The organism is Brevundimonas sp. UBA2416, from assembly GCF_002343105.1.
Taxonomy (GTDB): domain Bacteria; phylum Pseudomonadota; class Alphaproteobacteria; order Caulobacterales; family Caulobacteraceae; genus Brevundimonas.
This window is the reverse complement of record NZ_DDRM01000014.1, coordinates 34,220-54,459: the sequence shown is the minus strand read 5'-3', so window position 1 is coordinate 54,459 and position 20,240 is coordinate 34,220. Positions and strand designations below refer to the sequence as shown.

The 20,240-nt window shown below is 65.9% G+C and carries 13 protein-coding genes; 2 read left to right on the top strand and 11 right to left on the bottom strand.

Annotation, left to right across the window (positions count from 1 at the left end; genetic code table 11):
• Window positions 1–90 precede the first annotated feature (90 nt).
• The 11 genes from B3E43_RS03810 to B3E43_RS03760 form a co-directional block, all read right to left on the bottom strand.
• The gene (locus B3E43_RS03810) at window positions 91–1,509 is read right to left on the bottom strand and encodes a mannitol dehydrogenase family protein (RefSeq protein ID WP_292026854.1); all 1,419 of its coding nucleotides are present in this window, start codon (window positions 1,507–1,509) and stop codon (window positions 91–93) included.
• 47 nt (window positions 1,510–1,556) lie between these two features.
• A complete protein-coding gene (locus B3E43_RS03805) occupies window positions 1,557–2,867 on the bottom strand; it encodes an MFS transporter (RefSeq protein WP_292026767.1) in 1,311 nt (436 codons plus the stop codon).
• Window positions 2,860–3,603, bottom strand: a complete 744-nt coding sequence (locus tag B3E43_RS03800; RefSeq protein WP_292026765.1) for a FadR/GntR family transcriptional regulator — start codon at window positions 3,601–3,603, stop codon at window positions 2,860–2,862. The genes B3E43_RS03805 and B3E43_RS03800 overlap by 8 nt, the downstream gene beginning before the upstream one ends.
• A complete protein-coding gene (locus tag B3E43_RS03795; protein WP_292026763.1) occupies window positions 3,603–4,409 on the bottom strand; it encodes a helix-turn-helix transcriptional regulator in 807 nt (268 codons plus the stop codon). The genes B3E43_RS03800 and B3E43_RS03795 overlap by 1 nt, the downstream gene beginning before the upstream one ends.
• A 96-nt stretch (window positions 4,410–4,505) precedes the next feature.
• The gene (locus B3E43_RS03790; protein ID WP_292026761.1) at window positions 4,506–5,909 is read right to left on the bottom strand and encodes an FAD-binding oxidoreductase; all 1,404 of its coding nucleotides are present in this window, start codon (window positions 5,907–5,909) and stop codon (window positions 4,506–4,508) included.
• Window positions 5,910–5,931: 22 nt separating this feature from the next.
• Window positions 5,932–8,040, bottom strand: coding sequence for a TonB-dependent receptor (locus tag B3E43_RS03785; RefSeq protein ID WP_292026759.1), 2,109 nt, complete (start codon window positions 8,038–8,040; stop codon window positions 5,932–5,934).
• 111 nt (window positions 8,041–8,151) lie between these two features.
• Window positions 8,152–9,072 (bottom strand): ROK family protein, encoded by a 921-nt coding sequence (locus B3E43_RS03780; RefSeq protein WP_292026758.1) that lies wholly within the window; start codon window positions 9,070–9,072, stop codon window positions 8,152–8,154.
• Entirely contained in the window at window positions 9,069–10,574 is a 1,506-nt protein-coding gene (locus B3E43_RS03775; protein WP_292026756.1) for a carboxylesterase/lipase family protein, read from the bottom strand. Before B3E43_RS03775 ends, B3E43_RS03780 begins: the two co-directional genes overlap by 4 nt.
• Before the next feature lie 185 nt (window positions 10,575–10,759).
• Window positions 10,760–12,034 carry a hypothetical protein gene (locus tag B3E43_RS03770; RefSeq protein WP_292026753.1) on the bottom strand — a complete coding sequence of 425 codons (1,275 nt, stop codon included), beginning with the start codon at window positions 12,032–12,034 and terminating at the stop codon, window positions 10,760–10,762.
• A gap of 66 nt (window positions 12,035–12,100) precedes the next feature.
• Window positions 12,101–15,181: a TonB-dependent receptor plug domain-containing protein gene (locus B3E43_RS03765; protein WP_292026750.1), complete on the bottom strand. Its 3,081-nt coding sequence runs from the start codon at window positions 15,179–15,181 to the stop codon at window positions 12,101–12,103.
• A 31-nt stretch (window positions 15,182–15,212) separates the two neighbouring features.
• Entirely contained in the window at window positions 15,213–16,568 is a 1,356-nt protein-coding gene (locus B3E43_RS03760; RefSeq protein ID WP_414631335.1) for a dicarboxylate/amino acid:cation symporter, read from the bottom strand.
• A gap of 232 nt (window positions 16,569–16,800) precedes the next feature.
• Here B3E43_RS03760 and B3E43_RS03755 point away from each other — a divergent pair, with 232 nt between their 5' ends.
• Complete coding sequence (locus B3E43_RS03755; protein WP_292026748.1) at window positions 16,801–18,606, top strand: sensor histidine kinase; 1,806 nt, start codon at window positions 16,801–16,803, stop codon at window positions 18,604–18,606.
• Entirely contained in the window at window positions 18,603–19,937 is a 1,335-nt protein-coding gene (locus B3E43_RS03750; RefSeq protein WP_292026746.1) for a sigma-54-dependent transcriptional regulator, read from the top strand. The genes B3E43_RS03755 and B3E43_RS03750 overlap by 4 nt, the downstream gene beginning before the upstream one ends.
• Window positions 19,938–20,240: the final 303 nt, after the last annotated feature.

The window sequence follows — 20,240 nt, the reverse complement described above, 5'->3', positions numbered from 1 at the left end:
CGAGGGTTCGAATCCCTCTCTGTCCGCCACGCACTTCGATGACAGACTTTCTGCACCGCACCGGCGGCACTCAAGAGGAAGCGGTTGTCATTAACCTGCCCTCACCAGCTCAAGCTGGACGCACTGTGACGAAGCTCTGGTGCCTTTCAACAGGTGTAACCACCGGGTCACTGGGACGAGAAACGCAGCATTCGTAGACAGATCGCCGAAGACGTCTGTCATCGCGAGCAGCTGGGTCTGGGCAACACCGCCCGCTTTCGCGAGCGATCTCAGCTCGTCCGCCAGCGGGTGACGAAGGGCGAGGGCATCGTCTTCGACCAGAGCCAGCCGATGGATCCAGGCCGCTACAGCGAGCGCGAGACGTTTGATCGGCCTGCCTGCGGCCAGCCTGTCCCGGATCGGGTCCAGCAGCAGGTTGATAGATGCATCGGTATTGATCCGTTCGACGGTGTCGCGAAGCGTGCGGTTGGAAAAGCGCTTCACCAGTCGATCCTGATAGGCTGCCAGATCGACGGGCAGGTCCGCAGGCAGGGTCGGTGACAGTTCCTGTTCCATCAAGGCGCGGATGTAGCGCGCCAGCCTCGGGTCGCGCATCGCGTCGGCGACCATTCGATAGCCCAGCAGCCAGCCCAGTGAAGCCAGCGCCAGATGGCTGGCGTTCAGCAGACGCAGCTTCATGCGCTCGAATGGCTCCACGTCTGCCGTGAACTGGACGCCGACATTCTCCCAGTTCGGCCGACCGTCCGCGAAATCGTCCTCTATCACCCATTGGGAATACGGCTCGCAGATGATCGGCCAGGCGTCCGCCAACCCCCAGGTTCCTGAAATCGCCGCAACGTCCTCCGGGCGTGTCAGAGGGGTGATCCGGTCCACCATGGTCGCCGGGAATCGCGCGTGCTCCGCGATCCAGTCGGCCAGATCGGTATCGACCAGGCCGGCGAATTCCAGCACCGCAGCCCTGAGCAGGCTGCCGTTACCGGGCAGGTTATCGCAGCTCAACGCAGTGAAGGCCGGTCGGCCGGCGCTCCTGCGTCGTCGGCAGGCCTCGACCAGCAGTCCGATGACAGACCCGGGGCGTCGCGGATGGGCAAGGTCCATCCCGATGAGGGGGTTGGCGCGGTCCAGCCGTCGCGTAATGGCATCCAGACAGTAGCCGTTCTCGCTGACGGTCAGACTGACGATGCGGACACCGGCCCCATCGATGAAGTCCAGGATGTCTTCCGTATCCTCCGGAGCGACGATGTCGACGATCGACCCCACGACCTGGGCCATCGCCCCATCGTCGTCGCGCTCGACCAGCGTATAGAGCCAGTCCTGTGCAGAGAGCGCGTCGCGGACGCCCGCGTCGAAGGGCGTCAGGCCCGCGCCGATGATGCCCCAGTCCATCGCCTGGCCATTGTTCATCAAGGCGTGGACATAGCGGGCCATGTGGGCGCGGTGAAAGGCGCCTGGCCCGAGGTGGACGATGCCGGCGGTGATCTCTGACGGGTTGTAGCCAAGACCCGCCACCCCGTCAGGCAGGCTATCCAGCGTCGCGCGACAAAGCCTCGGAGACGTCACGTCTGTTTCGGCGCCGCCCTGGCGGCCAGGGCGAAGGCGATCAGCGAAAGGAGGCTGGATGCGAGTCCGACGCCCGCCAACGCCGGCGCCAGCGTCCCCTCTCCGCCGACACGCTCGCTGATAATCGTCACCAGCGACGGCGCCACGCCAAAACCAATGAACGATCCCACGACGACAAACGAACCCAGGCAGAGCGCGCGGAATTGATTGGGAACCAGCACGGCGATCGCCGTGGCCGTGATCAGGCCCGTGGCCGTCCCCGCCAGGAGCAGGGCGGTGAGCATGAGGGCGAAACCGGGCACGTTCGGCATCATCGGAAACAGGGCGGCGGGCACACCGATCGCGGAGGCGATCACCGCGCTGATCAACAGGCCCCTGCCGCCGCCCCGCTTCAAGCCCGCGTCTGCCGCTATCCCCCCGGCGATCGTGCCGAGCAGGCCCGAGCCAAGCAGCACCAGCCCCATCCAGCCGCCGAACTCGGCCGGTTGCAGTCCATAGGTGCGCATAAGGACGGGCGTGGCCCAGATCCCGGCCGAGGCATCAGCCATGATGACGGCAATCTGGCCCACAAACAGCGGCGCCAGAAGGCCGCGCCGGTCCCACAGCGCCCGCATGGAAGCCTGAAAGCCCACGGCCGCCTTTTCCACCTCCTGCCGGACGGGTTCTCGCAGCATCAGCAGCGGCAGCACCAGCAGGACGCTGCCACCCGCGAAGATCAACTGGGTCACGCGCCATGCGGCCATGCCGAACAGGGGCTCGGTCCGCGCCGACAGGATCCCGAACAGGGTACCGCCCACGGCAAAAGCCAGGGCGATGCCGACCACCTTTCCCATGGAGAGGAGCAGCAGCGACCGCCCCCGCTTGTCCGGTGGGCAGAGGTCGGCGGCGATGGAGATGGCGACGGGTAGCACGACCGTAAGCCCCAGGGCCGACAGCATGCGCGCGGCGAACAGCATTTCGAACGACGTAGCGAAGGCGCTCGCGGCGGCCCCCACGCTCCAAAGCAGCGCCAGGACCAGCATTATGCGGACCCGGTTGCTGTGATCGGCCATCCATCCGATCGGAATGGACAGAAGGGCAGCGGGGATGGCGGTCGCCATACCCTGCACCAGTCCCATCTGCATATCTGACAGGTTCAGGTCGGTGCGGGCGAACTCCTGCACGGGACCGAACGCCGCCTGGACCGCGCAACCGGCGCCGATGCTCAACGCCAGAATGGTCAGGGTCAGGCCGAGCCCACGCGAGCGGGGGACAGAAGGCCCCGGCTGTGGCTCGAGCGGGGCCTCGATCGCGGTTGAATCAGACATGACCCTGCTCCGGGTTTGCGAGGCCGCGCAGGATGTCCCCGATCGAGGCGTCGAAGTGGGCGTCCATCGCCTGGACGGCGGCGTCGGCATCGCGATCCATGATGGCGCGGGCCAGGGTGCGGTGACGCATCAGCGTCGCAGCGCGGTCTTCGGGGCCTTCACGGGTCTTCCAGGCCGCGGGCACGGCCTCCTGCATCAGCGGCGCGAACGAGGCGACGATCTGGACGAACAGGGCGTTCTTGCCGGCGCGGGCGATGGCGTCGTGAAAGGCGATGTCATGGGCGGCGACCTTGTCCATGTCGTCGTGATCACGGTCCATCGCTTCAGCCAGGTCGACGATCGCCCGGGCCTCGGCGTCAGTGCGGTTCTGGGCGGCAAGGGCAGCGGTGCGGATCTCGATCGTGCGGCGCACGTCCCAGACATCAGCGACGGAAATCTGGGCTGTGGACACGGCGTGATCCAGCGAACTCGCGATCACAGCACCGTCGATGGCGCTGACGCGGGGTTTGCGGCCATTGCCGACGTCGAGCAGGCGCAGCGCCGCAAGAACGCCGAACGCCTCGCGCATAACCGCCCGGCTGACCCCCAGTTGGCCGGCGAAATGGCCTTCTCCAGGCAGGCTGTCGCCGACGCGTAGCCCCTCGGTCCGGATGTGGGCACGGACGGCGTCAATGGCGCGCTGGACCAGCGACCCGCCCTCGGCACCGGAGCGACCGCTCATGTTCAGGCCGCTCATCAGGCGGCGATCCGGGCGGCCCGGTAATCGGACGGCGACAGGCCGAACCGACGCCCGAAGGCGCGGGCGAAGCTGGCATTGTTCAGATAGCCGTTCTCGTAGCCGATCGAGGAGATGGGCAGGTCGGTGGTGACCAGCATCCGGCTGGCCTCCAGAAGCCGGCGCTCGGCCAGAGCCTCGGCGACGCTGCAGGCGAACATCTTGCGGAAACCACGCGTCAGCTTCTCGCGATTCATGCCGCAGCGGGCGGCAATGCCATGCAGGGAGAGCTTTTGGCCCCACTGTTCGTCGATCAGCCGGCGCGCCTCCAGCAGACGACGGCTGTCGGCCTGTGACAGGTCGCTGTCTCCGGCGGCGGGAACCAGCCCGCCCCCATCCAGCGCGGTCCAGGTGTCGCACAGAAGCTCGATCGCCTTGGCGGTTCGATAGATGTCGCCCGCCTCGCTCTCGCGGTCGCATTCCCGAAGCGCCAGCGCGATGGCGCGCAAGGAACTCGGCAGGTGGAAATCCAGGCGTTCGTCGGCCTGCGGGAGGGTGTCGGCGCCGATGCGGGCCAGACCTGATGGCGAGATGAAGAGCACAATCCGCGTCACGCCTGTATCCTCGGACGCCAGTTCCTCGGCTCGTCCGGATCCCACGAGACTCAAGGTCGCCGGAGCGTCGATGGATCCAAGGTCGAAGGCCACGACGACGGCCTTGGGCGGGATCGATGCGTCGTCGAAGGGACCTCGCCCGGTGAAGACGGTGAACTCGGGCGAAACGACCAGGCAGCGACGTGCGACTGGCGCGGTGTTCGATGTGATCATGGGATCCTCCCGCCTCTCTGACGGAGGCTGAGGGATGACGATGGAGCTATCTGACAGGTTTGGCAAGAGCTATCAGATAGGTTGCGCCTGAGGCGCTCAGAGGCTGAAAATCTTGCCGGGATTGAGCAGGTTCTGCGGGTCCATCGCCCGCTTTATGGTGCGCATAATGTCGACCGCCTCGCCCAGCTCGGCCACCAGCCAGTCCTGCTTGCCCAGTCCGATCCCGTGCTCTCCGGTGCAGGTGCCGTCCATGTCGAGCGCCCTTTGGACCATGCGTCGGTTCAGGGCCTCGGCCTCGGCGGCCTCTTCCGGCTTGTTCGGATCGATGACGAAGACAACATGGAAATTGCCGTCGCCGACGTGGCCCAGGATCGGGCCGGGAATGGAGGCGGCCTCCAGGTCCTCTTTCGTCTGGGTGATGCACTCCGCCAGACGGCTGATCGGAACGCAGACGTCCGTGGGCCAACCGACGCAGCCTTTGCGCAGGCCGATGGCGGCATAATAGGCCTCATGCCGGGCCTTCCACAGCTTGGCACGTTCCTCGGGCAGGCTTGACCACTGGAATGCGCCACCGCCGTTGGCCGACGCCAGGGCCGAGACCGTCTCAACCTGTTCCTGGACGTAGCGCTCCGAGCCATGGAACTCGAAAAAGAGCGTCGTCTTCTCCGGATAATCGAGTTTTGACCAGGCGTTGACCGCCCGCATCTGAACGTCGTCCAGAATCTCGACCCGCGCCAGCGGAACGCCCATCTGGATGGACTGAACCACCGTATCGACGGCGCCGGCCAGGGTCTCGAAACTGCACACGGCCGAAAGGATCGATTCCGGAATGCCGTGCAGGCGCAGAGTGACCTCGGTGATGATGCCGAGCGTGCCTTCCGAGCCGACGAACAGCCGCGTCAGGTCATAGCCCGCCGCAGACTTCCTGGCCCGTCGCGCCGTGCGGATGTCGCGTCCGTCCGGCGTGACGACCCGAAGCGACAGCACCGCCTCTCGCATGGTGCCGTAGCGCACGGCATTGGTGCCCGAGGCCCTCGTCGAGGCCATGCCGCCGATCGTGGCGTTGGCCCCCGGATCGATAGGAAAGAACAGGCCGACGTCACGCAGATGTTCGTTCAGATGCTCGCGCCGGACCCCCGCCTGGACCGTTACGTCGAAGTCCTCGGCGTTCACCTGGACGATCTGGTCCATCAGGGACAGGTCGATGGTCAGACCGCCGTTGACCGGGGTGGTATTGCCCTCGATCGAGGTGCCGGCGCCGTAAGCGATGATCGGCACGCCGGCCTCTCCGCACAGCTTGACCGCCGCCACCACGTCTTCGGTCGACAGGGCAAAGACGACCGCGTCTGGCAGGACGGTGTCAAAATGCGCTTCGCTGGCTCCGTGCTGCGCCCTCATCGCCTCGCCAAGATGCAGGCGGTCGCCGAACACCCCCCGAAGGCTTTCAATGAAGCCATCGGGGAGGCGGCTCGGCTCCAGGGAAAGAGGCAGGGCGTTCACGGTCGATCCAACTCAGGTTGACTTAGAAGCTGTACCCCACGCGCACGCCGATGCGCCGACCGTCACCAATCTGGCCCAGGCTTCCCAGCGCCGGCAGGCCGGCGGCAGTCAAGGTGGAGCTGTCGATGTAGGATTCGTAGTACTCCTCGTCGAACAGGTTATTGGAGAAGACCGCAAACTCCAAACTGTCCACGCGGTAGGAAATCGTGGCGTTAGCCAAGAAATAGCTGTCCAGTTCAGGCGCGAAGGTGTTGGACAGGCCCGCGCCGATCCGTTCGCCCTTGCCCACGATGCCGCCCGAGAAAGTCAGGTCACCGCGGCCGAGCGGCACGACGTAATCGCTCTGAAGGCTCATCGTCCAGGCAGGCTGGAACGGGATGCGGTCGGTCGGCAGCAAGCGGCCGGTGGTCTGGCGATAGCGTGTATCGTCGGTGATCCGGGCGTTCTGCAGCAGGCCGCTGGCGCGGATCGTCCATGCGTCTGTCAGCTCGGCGGTGATTTCGGCCTCCAGGCCGTAAGAACGCGCGTCGCCGGTGTTCAGGTTGATGCCGACGATTCCGGCCCCGGTGGTCGAGGGCGCCAGGCTGTTGGCGGCGATAATGTCCTTGTAATCATTGTAGAAGACGGCGCCCTGCAATGAAATCCGGCGGTCGTCGGTGCTTATCTTGGTCCCGATCTCGTAGGTCCACACGGAGTCGCCGTCATAGGTCAGGTTCGGTGCGCCGGGGCCGTTGGTGCCGCCGCCGCGGAAACCGCGCGCGATAGAAGCGTAGATCATGCGGTTGTCATCGATCCGCTTGCGCAACGCTATCCGGGGCTGAACCTCGTCGGCCTCATAGCTTGAGTTTCTGGCGCTCTGGAAATCGATCTGCTGCCGATCGTAGCGCAGGCCAACGGTCAGCTCGAGGTCAGGCTGGATGTTCCAGAAGGCGGTGCCAAAGACAGCCCAGATGTCCGCGTCGGATCTGGCGAAGGCCGGCACGGTGAGGTTCGCCGGGACCACCAGGGTCGCCGAGGTCTGGTCAAGTGTCTGGTTCGACCGGAACACGCCGACAAGCGAGGTCAGATTCTCGCTCCAGCGGCTGTCGATCCGCGCTTCGACGCTTCTGGTCTCCAGAGTGTTCTCGCCGGTCGAGCGGAACAGGTTGATCGACTGGAAGTCGCCGTCGCTGTCGCTTTCGGCGTCGCGTTTGTCATAGGAAGCGATGACGGTCAGGTCATGCTGCTCGCTCAGCGGCATCTGCAGTCGGCCGTTGAGCCCGCTGTATTCGTAGTTGGCGATGCTGCGGAAATTGGTGCGGGCGTCGTCGATGTAGACGGTCGGGCCGGTGGTCACCGCATACAGCGGGTTGGTGCCGTTCACCTCGTCATAATAGGCGTTCAGGTTGATGACCGCGGACCCGGCCTGCCACCGCAGCGCGCCGCGGATCGTGTTCTGCTCCAGCCGATTCGCGTCTTCGTAGCCGAGGAGGCTATTGTTGATGAAGCCGTCGCGGTTCTGGGTGCCGATCGACAGGCGGCCTGCCAGCACGCCCGGAACGATCGGCCCGGCCACGGTGGCGCCAACGATGTAGTAGTTGTCCGGCCCGGCGTAGGTCGCCGTCAGCCTGCCTTCCAGCACGTCCGACGGCTGCTTGGTCGTAACGTTGATGGCGCCGCCCAAGGTGTTCTGGCCGAACAGGGTCGACTGCGGTCCGCGCAGGACCTCGATCTGTTCGACTGCCAGGGTCGGGCTGTTCAGGTACGACGTGTTCTGCTGGTAGACGCCGTCCACAAAGATGCCGACGCCGGGCTGAACCGTGTCCAGGAGGGTCGTGCCGATGCCCCGGATCGAGATGAAGGCGCGTCCGGCAGCGTCGGAGTTGATGTTCAGGCCGGGCGTGATCGCGGCGATATCGCGGACGGACGTAAACTGGCGGTTCTCCAGCGTCTCGGCCGTGACGGCTGTGACGGCGACAGGCACGTCGATCAAGCGCTCGGAACGTTTGCGGGCGGTGACGATGATGTCGTCGATGGACGAGGCCTGGTCAGCGGTCGTCGAAGGGGCCTGCATTGCGGTCTGCGCCGAGGCAATGCCGCTGGACATGGCTGCCAGACCGACGCCTGCCGCAAGAATGGTGATGAAGCGCATTGTGGTTGTCTCCGCCCTTGAAGCGCCGGATCTGCTCCGGTCGTTGGGATGAACGTGCGCCCGTCGAGACCTATCTGAAAGGTCGGCGAGTATGCCGATCCGCAGCCAGACTTAGCGCGATGCCGCTTCCCGCGCGTTGATGGCCAGCGCCAAAGCGCCCAACGGACCTGCGCGATGGCCCAGGCCCGGCTGAACGATGAAGTCGTCGATGACCGCTGCGATCCGGTCGGCGACGCCGTAGCCGTTGAGGCTCGCCAACAGGGCGGCGCGAATGCGCGGCAGAAGATGGGGCTGGCCCATACCCAGGCCACCGCCCAGCAGGATTCGTTCGGGAGCGGTGGTCAGCACCAGATTATGACAAAGGGCGGCCAGGGCCGCCACCACCACATCCCAGGCCGCGTCCGCCGCGGAAAGTTGCTCGGCGGGCACACCGGCATGCGCCAAGACTGCGGGGCCCGACGCGAGGCCTTCCACGCAATCGCCATGAAACGGGCAGACACCCGCGAAGGTCGATCCGGGGGGCCTCGGAATGCGAAGGTGCCCCGCTTCGGAGTGACCCAGGCCGCGCACCGATCGTCCGTCAACAATCGAGCCCACGCCGATGCCGGTCCCCACAGTGACATAGGCGAACGACGCGAGCCCCCGGGCTGCGCCCCAGCGCCCTTCGGCGAGGGCCGAGCCGTTGACGTCCGTGTCAAACCCGACCGGCACGGCCCAGGAACGGAGTGGCCGCAGGATGTCGAACCCACTCCAGCCGGGCTTGGGCGTGTTGACAACACAGCCGTGGGTCGGCGATCGCGGATCGAGGTCCAACGGCCCGAAGCTCGCGACGCCAACCGCCTCAAATCCATGCCGGTCCCACCATTGGCGGAGCAGGTCGTCAATGGCGTCCATCGTCTGGCGCGGACCAAGGGTTTCGATCCGGGCCTCGGCGTGGATGTCGTCCGGACCAGTCCCCAGCATCATGACGCATTTCGTCCCGCCCAGTTCGATGCCGACCTTTGGCGGCGCGGACTTGGCCGAACGGTTCATTCGCGCCAGGTCGCAGCGATCGGGAAGTCCGTGTCCGTCTCGGCGTGACCCTTGGCCAGTTGGTAGACTTGGCGCGACCGGGCGTCGTACTCGGGCCAGGGCGCAGAGCCGTCGCGAGCGAAGTCGATCCAGACCTTCTGAATACTGTCGGCCAAAGCCTGGGGCGGCGGAGTCTGGCCAAGCAAGCCGGTCGGTCCCGTGGCGGCATCCAGGGTGTTGAACACGAACGGCACCTCCACGGCGTGACAGGCGCCAAGTTCTCCGCCCAGCGCAGGCGAGCGCCAGTCCATCTCATAGAAGTGGGTGCGGCCCTGGTGCGCCTGGGCATAGGCCCGCGCCGGCCAGCGGAACACTAGGTCGTTGAGAACCCGGGTCAGAGTCTCGCCCCCCGGGACGCCGCGTCGCCCCAATCCATAGCGTTGCAGAATGCCCAGCGCGCCCCGCTCGGTCCGGCTGAGCATGAACCAGGCCAACAGCCGCCCCAACTTGGCCTTCACCCCGGTCGGCACGAAATACAGGTTCATCTCCTCGGCGTTGGTCCCGATCAGAAGATCGACCTCCGCGCCCGCACCCTTCGCCAGGGCCTGCAGCGGTGGGACCGGGATCACGTCATCACCATGCACCGGCAGGAATTTGCTCAACCCGTAAGCCGGGTCGCGGCCGTTCTCGCCGCGCATATCGAGGCCTGAGGTCGGGGCCTGCACGACATCCTGCGCATCAAGCCCGGCCTGAACGCTCGCCGAGCGAAATCCCGCTGCGTCGGCGGAGACACCCAGAAGCTTCGCCAGCCGTTGCACGACCTTTCTCATCGTCCTGACCGATCGGACCATTGATCCGTGGCCGCTTTGCACGATCGCGCGTCGGAACAGGCCGCGCGCCAGAGGGGAAACCACCAGATCGGCGATCGACATAGCGCCCGCGGATTCGCCGAAGACCGTCACATTTGCGGGGTCGCCGCCGAAGCCCGCGATGTTGTCGCGCACCCACTCCAGCGCTGCGATCATGTCGCGCAGGCCGAGATTGGTGGGAATGCCGGGGATAGGCAGGAAGCCCTCTATCCCCAGCCGATAATTGATCGTCACGCACACGACGCCGTTTTGGGCGAAGCGAGTGCCGTCCTGCGTTGGCGCCGATCCCGCGCCGCCGACCCAGGCCCCGCCATGGATGAACACCATGACCGGCAGGCCGGCCTGATCCGACCCCTCCGGCGTCCAGATGTTCAGGTTGAGGTATTCATCACCCTTGACCCACCCGGTTCCGACCAGCGGCGTCAGGTCGAGGATGGGGAAGTCCCGCAGCTGATAGGGCGCCGTTGGACCGAACGCGGACGCTTCCCGGGGTTCGTCCCAGATGGCGTGCGGCTGAGGCGCCAAGAATCTCAGATCTCCAACTGGAGGCGCGGCATAAGGAATGCCCAGATACCGAGCGACACCATCGATCGCTCGACCTCGCACCGGGCCACTGGAAGTGTTCGCTATCACGGCATCGGAGGTATTCGACATGGAATACACATTGGACCAGGCGGACGTCATGCAGAAGGCCATGTGATTTGCTGGCAGGCCGTTTTCATTGGCCGATCCGCAGCCCCGTCCGACCCAATGGCGCGCTGCGCGACCACTGCGGCCTGTGTCTTATGTGGCGTCCTGCCCGGGGCGCGGATGCTCGGTCCGCCCGCCTCCTCCCACGGTCAGGGCCCGACAAACAGACAGGGGCCCTGCCTCGACCAGAGCACCTGGCATCGAGATTGGAGGCCGGCAGGGTCTGGCGGGACGCCACGGTCGATCCAGCTCTCCAGCGCGTCCAGGGCCGTCATATAGGTCGCGTCTGACAGCTTGCTGTGTTCCGACTCATCCGTGAACGCCTGCACCAACCACTCTGAACGGCCGGCCGCAGAGACGGTCGCGGCGTACAAGGCTTCGAGGTCGGCGCTCACGGTCGGATCGTGCAGGGCGTGGACCGTCAGGGTCGGGCGGGCGATCTGTCCCGTCAGGTCCGCGTCGTGCGCCAACAACGCTACACCCTGCGGGTCCGCCTCGAAGCGCTGGACGCCCGCGTTCAGCGCCGCATCGTCCATCGATCCGCTATAGACCGTCGTGCTGTTGTCGAACGGGTTCCGCCCTTCGAGCCGCAGCAGCACCATGTCCTGAAACAGAAAAGTCGCCCAGTTCATGTGGCTGACCAGCTGCGCTTCGGCGATGCCGGTCACGGCCAGAATGTCCCGCAGCCGTGCTGCCTGATCCGGTGTTCGGCGGTTGGCAGGGCGGTCGACGCCGGTGCAGGTCTCGATCCGTCGCCGCAGTTCCGCCCGGGTCATCCGGTTGCCGAGGGGGAGGCCCTGCCACAAGGGATAGGCCGGCTCGTCCGGAGCGGGGTGGTTGGCGCAATAGTACTGATAGACGGCCCGAAGATCTGCCCGGAACCCATAGGCGCGCGTGCCGCCGGAAACGACGCCGTTGGTGATCAGGACCCCGTCGTAGTTCCAGCCTGTGTCCGCGCTCCCGGCGTAGAGTTCCGAGGCCTTGGCGGCGACATTGCCGCCCCAGGACTGGCCATGCAGCAGGGTGCGCTCAGGGCGGCCGTACAGGGACCAGAAGACCTGCCGGCTGTTGTCGGTATCCTCGGCCGCCATACGGACGCCGTAGCCGCCCCGGCGGTAGCTGGACCCGATCCAGGCGTAGCCATGGCGCACCATGACCGAAAACCGGTCCAGATCCTCCAGCGGATCGGTGGCCTCGGGCGCCCCCAGCCGCGGCCCACCATGGGCGTGGACGATCAGACGACGGTTCCAGTTGGCAGGAATGGCCGCGACGTACCAGGCGCCATTGGCGTCCTGGCCCGAGACACATCGGGTCCGCTGCCCGGCGGACGCCGGGCAGTCGATCCGCCGCGGCTCCGAGGGATCGGCCCGCACCCCTTGAGGCGCTAGAAAACCGACCATACCGAGCGCCAAAGCCGCCAGCATCCTCATCTCTGCCTCTTCTGCGGGACTGGATCGGCGCTGACATAGCGGTCAGCGCCGACCGCGGTCTCAGAACGTCTTGGTGACGGTCGCGTACCAGTAACGGCCATAGGGACGATAGAGCGAACCAAGGTAGCCGGTCGAGGACAGCGGCGGCGCCTCGTCGGTGATGTTCCGGGCCCCGATGCGAATGCGCGTGTCGGACGCCCAGTCGAAGGTGTCTTCCCACTCATACTGGAAATAGAGGTTGCCGGTGATCTGGCTGTCCACCTCCCACGGGGTTCCGGTCGCGGACAGCAGATCGGTGTCGTCCACGGCGCTGATGTATTGGGTGAAGGCGCCGACCTGCCAGGGCCCCTGGGACCAGGTCAATGAGCCCGAGACGCGCCACTCCGGCCGGCCGTTCTGGGCCAGCAGATCGCTGGTCTCGGGCAGGGGGGTAGCAGCATTGATGATCCCGGCCTCCCGGGCCGCATAAAGGGCGTCGACCGCCGGACCTGGGTCCCGTCCGAAGGAGATCAGCTTGGCGGCGTTCAGGTTCAGCCGGAAATCCCCGAGTGGCGTGTCGCGCAGGCGCCAAATCAGCCCGAAATCCATGCCCTCCACATCCTGGGGGAGAAGGTTGACGAACCGGTCGCTGATCGAGGTGATGACACCGACGGGCGTGATTCCCGTGCCGGCGAACAGGGCAAGGTCATCTGCATTGACCGGCGCGCGCGTGACCAGGGGGTTGGCCCCGCCCTGGACGCGATCCAGATAATCCTGGACCACGGCGTTCCTGCCGCCGAACAGACCGACGATCTTCTCCTGCTGAATGTGCCAACGGTCGATGGTGAAGGTGAGATCGCCCAGCATCTCCGGCAGGAATTGGGGCTCGAACACAACGCCATAGGAGGAGTTGGTGCTCTCCTCCGGTTCCAGGTCCGGATTCCCCGACACCAGCAGGGACGCCCCGATCGACCGGGAGCAGGCCCCGAATGTTGCGATCCGCCCGGCTCTGAGGTCCGCCTCGCAGCGGATATAGTCCGGATTGGTCGTCAGGCGACCGTAGGTCGCAGTGTTGACCTGTTCGAGGTTCGGCGCGCGGAAGCCTTCCGAGTAAGAGCCCCTCAGCCGCAGCCCGTCAAAGATGTCCCAGGACACCGCGATCTTGGGCTTGGCCACATCGCCAAAGTCCGAATAGTGCTCCGCCCGGCCTGCGATCTGGACATCCAGAGCCCGGACCAGCGGGATGTTCATCTCGGGTGAAACCAGCGGAATGGCGAACTCGACATAGGCCGAGGCGACCGTCCGGTCTCCTTCGGTATCGGGGTTCTGACTGACGGCGATGACATTGCTGAGCGAGACCACGCCGGTGACGGAGTCGATGTGGGGAATGGTCCCGTCGAGGTTGGCATCGCGATTGTCGCTCTGGGTCTCACGGCGCGCTTCGAACCCGAAGGCTATGCCGACGTCACCCGCCGGAAGGCTCAACAGATCCGGACGCGAGACCTTGAAGTCGAACTGGGTCAGGGTGGTACGGGATTCACGTCGCAGCCGGAAGGTGATGGCGTCGATCGCCGCCTGGGAGCTGGGCGTGCAGTCGCCGAAGCTGGGCTGATCGATGCATCCACCGTTAAAGGGGTTGTAGGCATCCGGGGTCGACAGGGCCAGGGAGGCCTGCAGCGCCGTGGTATTCACAGCATCGGACTCGTCGACCGCCTCAGCCTCGGAATACAGCAGGGCCGACTCCCAATCGAAGCCGCGCCACTCGCCGCGCAGCCCACCCAACAGTCGGGCCTGGTAGTTGCTGACGTCCACACCCTGATAGCCGGCGTCGACAAAACGGTACTGGTTCAGGCGCACGGGCAGGCCGGTCACCGGAACGTTGGTCAGGCCCGCGATGCGGTTGGGGTTGGGCCGGCCGTCGGCGAAAGTCACCGGGCCGAAGGGATTCCAGTAGTTGGAAGCCGGAATCACAAGGGTATTCAGATTGATGACCGGCGGCTGGACCCTGTGCGTGTCAGCCGTATAGACGCCGATCTCACCAAAGGCGGTAAGGTCGTCGCTCAGTTCGTAACGGCCGGTGAAGAAGATGTTCAGGCGCTGGGTATCCGGCAGGACCGTGGTGCCCGGACCGGTGTCGAAACGCAGATTGCGCTGCGCCCCGTTGAAGGTCAGGGCGCCCGAACCCAGACAGACATCGCCGTTGGGGACCAGACAGCCGGCCAAGGTCGTCGGCCGGATGGAAAACGCCCCGGCGGCGGTTGTCAGGGCCGTGGTCCCGCGACGGATCGTACCCGGCCCATTGACCACCGCCAGGTTGGCCCAGGCTCCCCTGGTATTGCGGAAGTCCGGCGTCAGGCTGGAAGCAAAGTCCGGCTCGTTAGCGAACAAGGGCGTCAAGTTGTCGGTGGCGGTGAAATCCTGGTCCTCAGCCCTCAGCGCGGTCCGGTCGGTATAGTCGATGAAGGCCGAGATGTTGCCGCGGTCGAAATTGCGACCAGCAAACAGGCCGAGGTTGAGCTCGCGCAGGTGGGTTCCCTCCGCCCCCCCGTATTGGGTGGTCATCCGCAGGCCGTCGAAATTGTCGCGCAGCACGGTATTGACGACCCCGGCGACCGCATCCGCGCCGTAGATGGCGGCGGCGCCGTCGAGAAGCACCTCCACCCGTCTCAGACCGGAGACCGGTATGGCGTTGGAATTGTAGCTCAGCACCGGCACGGTTCCGGTATCGGACGTGCCCTGGCTGGTCGGGTGCTGGACGATGCGGCGGCCGTTCAGCAGCACCAGGGTATTGCCTACGCCGAGCGAACGCAGGTTGACCGAGTTCACGTCGCCGCGCGCGGCGTTCGAGGTCTGGGGGTTGTTGGCCGCACTGAACAGGACGTCGCCCATCTGCGGGATCGACCGCATCAGGTCGTCGCCGTTCACTGCGCCGGTCGCGAGAATCTGTTCCTCGTCCAAGACCGTCACTGGCAAAGCCGTGTTCACGGCCGCGCCCCGGATCTGGGAGCCAACCACAATAATGTCGTCGAGATCGCTGGCGGTCTGGGGATCGGCGGCCGAGCCCCCCGGAGCCGGCGCGGTCTGTGCCCACGCCCCCGATGCCGTCAGTAGCGTGAGTGCCGCAGCGCTGCCCAGCAGAGCGCTCTTGTGGATGGTCCTCATGGTCTTTTCCTCCCTGATGCGATCGGCCGTTTCAGTCGGCCGTTATGACGTCCCGGTCGCCCGGACCCGCGGCGGGGTCGGGGGGCGCGGCGAGTTTTGCGGGGGCTGAGCCCAGCGCGGCGTGCAAAGCCTCACGATCCAGCTCGCCTTCCCAGCGGGCGACCACGAGCGTCGCCACCGCATTGCCGACGAAATTGGTCAGCGCCCGGCACTCGCTCATGAAGCGGTCGATGCCGAGGATCAGCGCCATCCCGGCGATCGGCACGGAAGGCACTACGGCCAACGTCGCCGCCAGGGTGATGAAGCCGGCGCCGGTGATTCCGGCGGCGCCCTTGGAACTGAGCATGGCGACCAGCAGGAGGAGAATCTGATCCTGCAAGCTCAGCTCGATGTTCATCGCCTGTGCGATGAACAGGGCCGCCATGGTCATGTAGATGTTGGTGCCGTCGAGATTGAACGAATAGCCGGTCGGCACGACAAGGCCGACGACTGACCGTTTTGCGCCGGCGCGCTCCAGCTTCTGCATCAGGCTGGGCAGGGCCGCCTCGGACGACGATGTGCCCAGCACCAGAAGCAGCTCTTCCTTCAGATAGGCGATCAGTTTGAAGATGGAGAAGCCACTGGCCCAGCAGACCGCCCCGAGCACGCCGAGAACGAAGATCAGCGAGGTCAGATAGAAGGTGGCGATCAGGGCGGCGAGGTTGGCGATCGCGCCCAGCCCGTAGGCGCCGATCGTGAAGGCGAAGGCGCCGAAGGCCCCGATCGGCGCCGCCTTCATCAGTATGGCCACCAGCTTGAACATGATCTGGCTCAACGCATCCAGGGCGCGATGCACGGGGGCGGCGGCGTCGCCGACCATGGCCATCGCGAGCCCGAACAGGATGGCGACGAACAGGGTCTGGAGGATGTTGCCCTCGGAGAAGGCGCTGACCAGGGTGGTCGGGATGATGCTGATCAGAAAGCCGGTGATGGTCGTCTCGTGGGCCGCCGTCGTGTACTGCGCCACCGCGCCTGCGTTCAGCGTCGCCGGATCGATGTTCAGGCCGCGTCCCGGTTGGACAACATTGGCGATGACCAGGCCGATGATCAGCGCCAGGGTCGAGAAGAAGAAGAAATAGGCAAACGCCTTGGCGGCCACCCGACCGACCTTGCCCAGATCGCGCATGCCGGCGATCCCGGTGGCGATCGTCAGAAAGATCACCGGCGCGATGATCATCTTGACCAGCTTGATGAAGGCGTCGCCCAACGGCTTCAGGCTTTCGCCGAAGTCGGGCCAGAAATGACCCACAGCGCCGCCTGCCAGGATCGCCAGCAGCACCGCGAAGTAAAGGCTGCGATAGAACGGACGGCGCACGGCGGGCTCACCGGCGATGGCGGCTGGGTGCAACAAAAGACCTCCCTTGGAACCGCCGTGCGGCTCCGGTCACTCAGGCGCTCTGACCGGCGCCATTGGATCCAGTATCGACCACCCCGTCGCCACTTCAAGGAACGCCGTCACACATCATAATTCGTTGTTTTATCATCGGATTATCGATAGCCAGCGACAATCGAGCTCGGCTTTGTGCGCAATTCCGCACAGTTGGCTTGGATATTTGTGCGTAATTTCGCATACTCACACGATGCGGCGCGCCCTGGCAGTTCCGACTCAATGGCGGCTGTTCGCGGCGGCCTGGAGCCTCGTCGCTCTGCTGGTCATTGTGGCGAGCGGCGAGGTTGCGCGCCGGGACGCGCGGGCCTCTGCCGAGCATCAGGCGGCGACGGCCAGTGCGCTTCACGCCGCCGTCCTGAGAAGCGAGCTGGAGCGGCATCGGTCCTTGCCTATGGTGCTCGCCCAGAATCCGGATCTTGCGGCGATGTTGAGCCGGCCCGATGAGGCGGGTACGGCGCGGCTCAACCAGAAATTCGAGGTCCTGGCGAGAGACGTCCGGGCGGCCGCCATCTACGCCCTTGACGCCGAGGGCAGGACGCTTGCCGCCAGCAACTGGCGACTGCCGACCAGCTTCGTAGGCTCCAGCTACCGCTTCCGCCCCTACTATTATGCGGCGATGAGGGATGGCCAGGCGACCTTCTTCGCGCTGGGTACTGTCAGCGGCCGACCGGGCCTCTATCTGTCGCGCCGCGTCGATGACCCTTCAGGCCGTCCCCTCGGAGTCATTGTCGCCAAGGTCGAGTTCGACGCGCTTGAAGCGGACTGGCGCGCCTCGGGCGAGCCGACCTATGTGACCGACGCCGATGGCGTGGTGGTCATTACGACCGTGCCGGCCTGGCGCTTCCACACAGCGCAGCCTCCGTCCGCCGATCTCCGACGGCGGCTTGCCGAAACCCAGGCGGCCGGTTCAACCGTTCCGACCCCCCTGCCCTTCCGCACCGCCGACGATGGCCTGGTCCGGATCTCATCCGATATTCCGGCGGGTCTGTATGCGGCCGCGTCCGACCCGATTCCCGACATCGGCTGGCGCGTGAACCTGCTCTCGCCCTCCGGAGACGCCATATCGCGCGCGGTCGCGATCGCCCGGTGGCTGGGAGCGATGACCGTCGCCCTGCTCGCCGCCCTGACCGGAATCCTTCTCCGCCGCCGCCAGCGCGCCGCGGCGAGGGCGATCGAGGCGGAACAGGCCCGCGTCGAACTGGAGCGGCAGATCGATCTGCGCACCACCGAGCTCAGGTCCGCCAACGACCAACTGAACCGCGAGATCGACGAGCGGAGGCGGCTCGAGACCGTTCGGCAGGACCTCCAGGACGAACTGATCCAGGCCAACAAGCTCGCGACCCTGGGCCAGATCGCCGCCGGGGTGGCGCATGAGATCAACCAGCCGGTCGCGGCCATACGGACGCATGCCGACAGTGCAGCGGTCCAGTTGCGGCGGGAAGACAGCGCCGCGGCGCTTCGATCACTGGCCAATATCGACCGACTGACCGAACGGGTCGGGGTCATCACCGACGAACTGCGCGCCTTTTCCCGGAAGACCCGATCCGAGACCGTTGCGGTGGACGTCGACGGGGCGATCGATGGCGCGCTTCTGCTGGTCGCCGGTCGGCTCAGGGAAAAGGGCATCGCGCTGGAGCGTCGCCGGGCCCCCGCGGGACTGGCGGTGCGCGCCGAAAGAAACCGCCTTGAGCAGGTTGTTCTGAACCTGCTCCAGAATGCGATCGAGGCGCTGGACGGGGTCAGCCAGCCGGTCATTGATCTGGGCGTTCAGGTCAGGGGCAAGCGCGTGACCATTCATGTCGCGGACAACGGGCCCGGCGTCACGCCGACAGTTCAGCAGCGGCTCTTCACACCGTTCACGACGGACAAGCCGGACGGGCTCGGGCTGGGTCTGGTCATCAGCCGCGACATCGTCGCCGCCTTTGGCGGAGAACTGGTGCTCGAACCGTCAGGCTCCGGGGCGAGGTTTACGATCCGTCTGGCGAGGGCGCCGTGAGCTTCGAAGTGCTCGACCGGGTCGCCTTGATCGACGACGACGACGCCTTCCGGAGCGCCCTGGCGGAGCGGCTCGAACTGGAGGGCCTGGCCGTGATCGCTTTCGGGTCGGCAGAGGCGGCGCTCAAGGTCGTCAACGACCGGTTCGATGGGGTCGTGGTAACGGACCTGCGAATGCCGGGGATGGACGGACGACAGCTGGTCGAACGCCTGAATGGTCTGGATCCTGACCTGCCGGTTGTCATGATGACAGGCCACGGAGACATCGCCGAGGCCGTCGATGCCATGAAGCGCGGGGCCTATGATTTCCTGGCCAAACCCTTTGCGCCCGAGCGCCTGATAGAAACCCTCGGCCGCGCTCTGGAGAAGCGCGCCCTGGTGCTCGACAATCGCCGGCTGGCCGCGCTTGCGGAGGATGACGAGGGTTCGATTCCCCTGAGCGGCTCGAGCCGCCCGGTGGAGGCGCTTCGCGCGGCGATCCAGCGGCTCGCCGACGCAGAGGTCGACGTCCTGATCGAGGGCGAGACCGGCTCCGGGAAGGAGGCCGTGGCGCGTGCGATCCACAACGCCGGTCGCCGGCGTTTGCGGCCATTCGTTGCGGTGTCATGCGCCGCGCTGCCCGAGACCGGCCTGGAAAGCCTGCTGATGGGTGATGCGGCCGGACCGACCGGCGCCTTTCGTCGGCGGGAGGGGCAGATTGAGCAGTCGCACCAGGGAACGCTCTTTCTCGATGAAATCGACCTGGCGCCCCGCGCCGCCCAGCTTCTGCTCCTGCGGGTGCTGGAGGAACGCGAGATTCTGCCTGTCGGCGCAATGGAGCCGCACGCGCTCGACCTTCGCATCCTGGCTGCAACCAAGGGCGATCCGGTCGAGGCCGTCGCCCGCGGCGATCTGCGTGAGGATCTCTACTACCGCCTGAATGTGATCCGGCTCAGAACGCCTCCCCTTCGCGAACGGCGCGAGGATGTGCCGTTGCTGTTCGCCCGCTTTGTCGGCCGCGTAGCCCGTCGTCTGGGCCAGGAGCCTCCCCCGATTGATCATGCCATTCGCCGCCGGCTGCTGGAACATGACTGGCCCGGCAATCTACGCGAACTGGCCAACTACGCCAGCCAGGTCGTCGTGGGCCTCAACCCGCACACCACCCGTACACGGTCGGACGAAGGACTGGTCCAGCGCGTCCAGACCTATGAGGCCGAACTGATCCGGGAGGCCCTGACGCGTCATCAGGGCGACATCCGGCAGGTCACCGCGGACCTGCAGATCCCGCGCAAGACCCTCTACGACAAGATGGCCCGGCACGGGCTAATCCCCGCCCGACATCGCCGCCAGTAGCCGGCAAGGCCACGGACCTGCCGGAGACACGTTGTCGCTGGACTGACCGCACCGCCTCGCACTTCCTCGCTAACCGCCGGGTCCCTGTGACCCGGGAATTAACCCCGACATTACTGCGACTTCGTCAAACCCGGTGACAAACAGCCTGTCTCTGATCGCCACAGACTGATCCGCTTGCCACCGATCCAGCAGGCCATCGCTTCGCGGCACCAGCACGGCGATCAGGCCATTCCGCCAACTCCTGAAGTATGGGGCTCAACCGGATGCACAGCCAAACGGCACGGCGGACCACCTCAGCCGGAA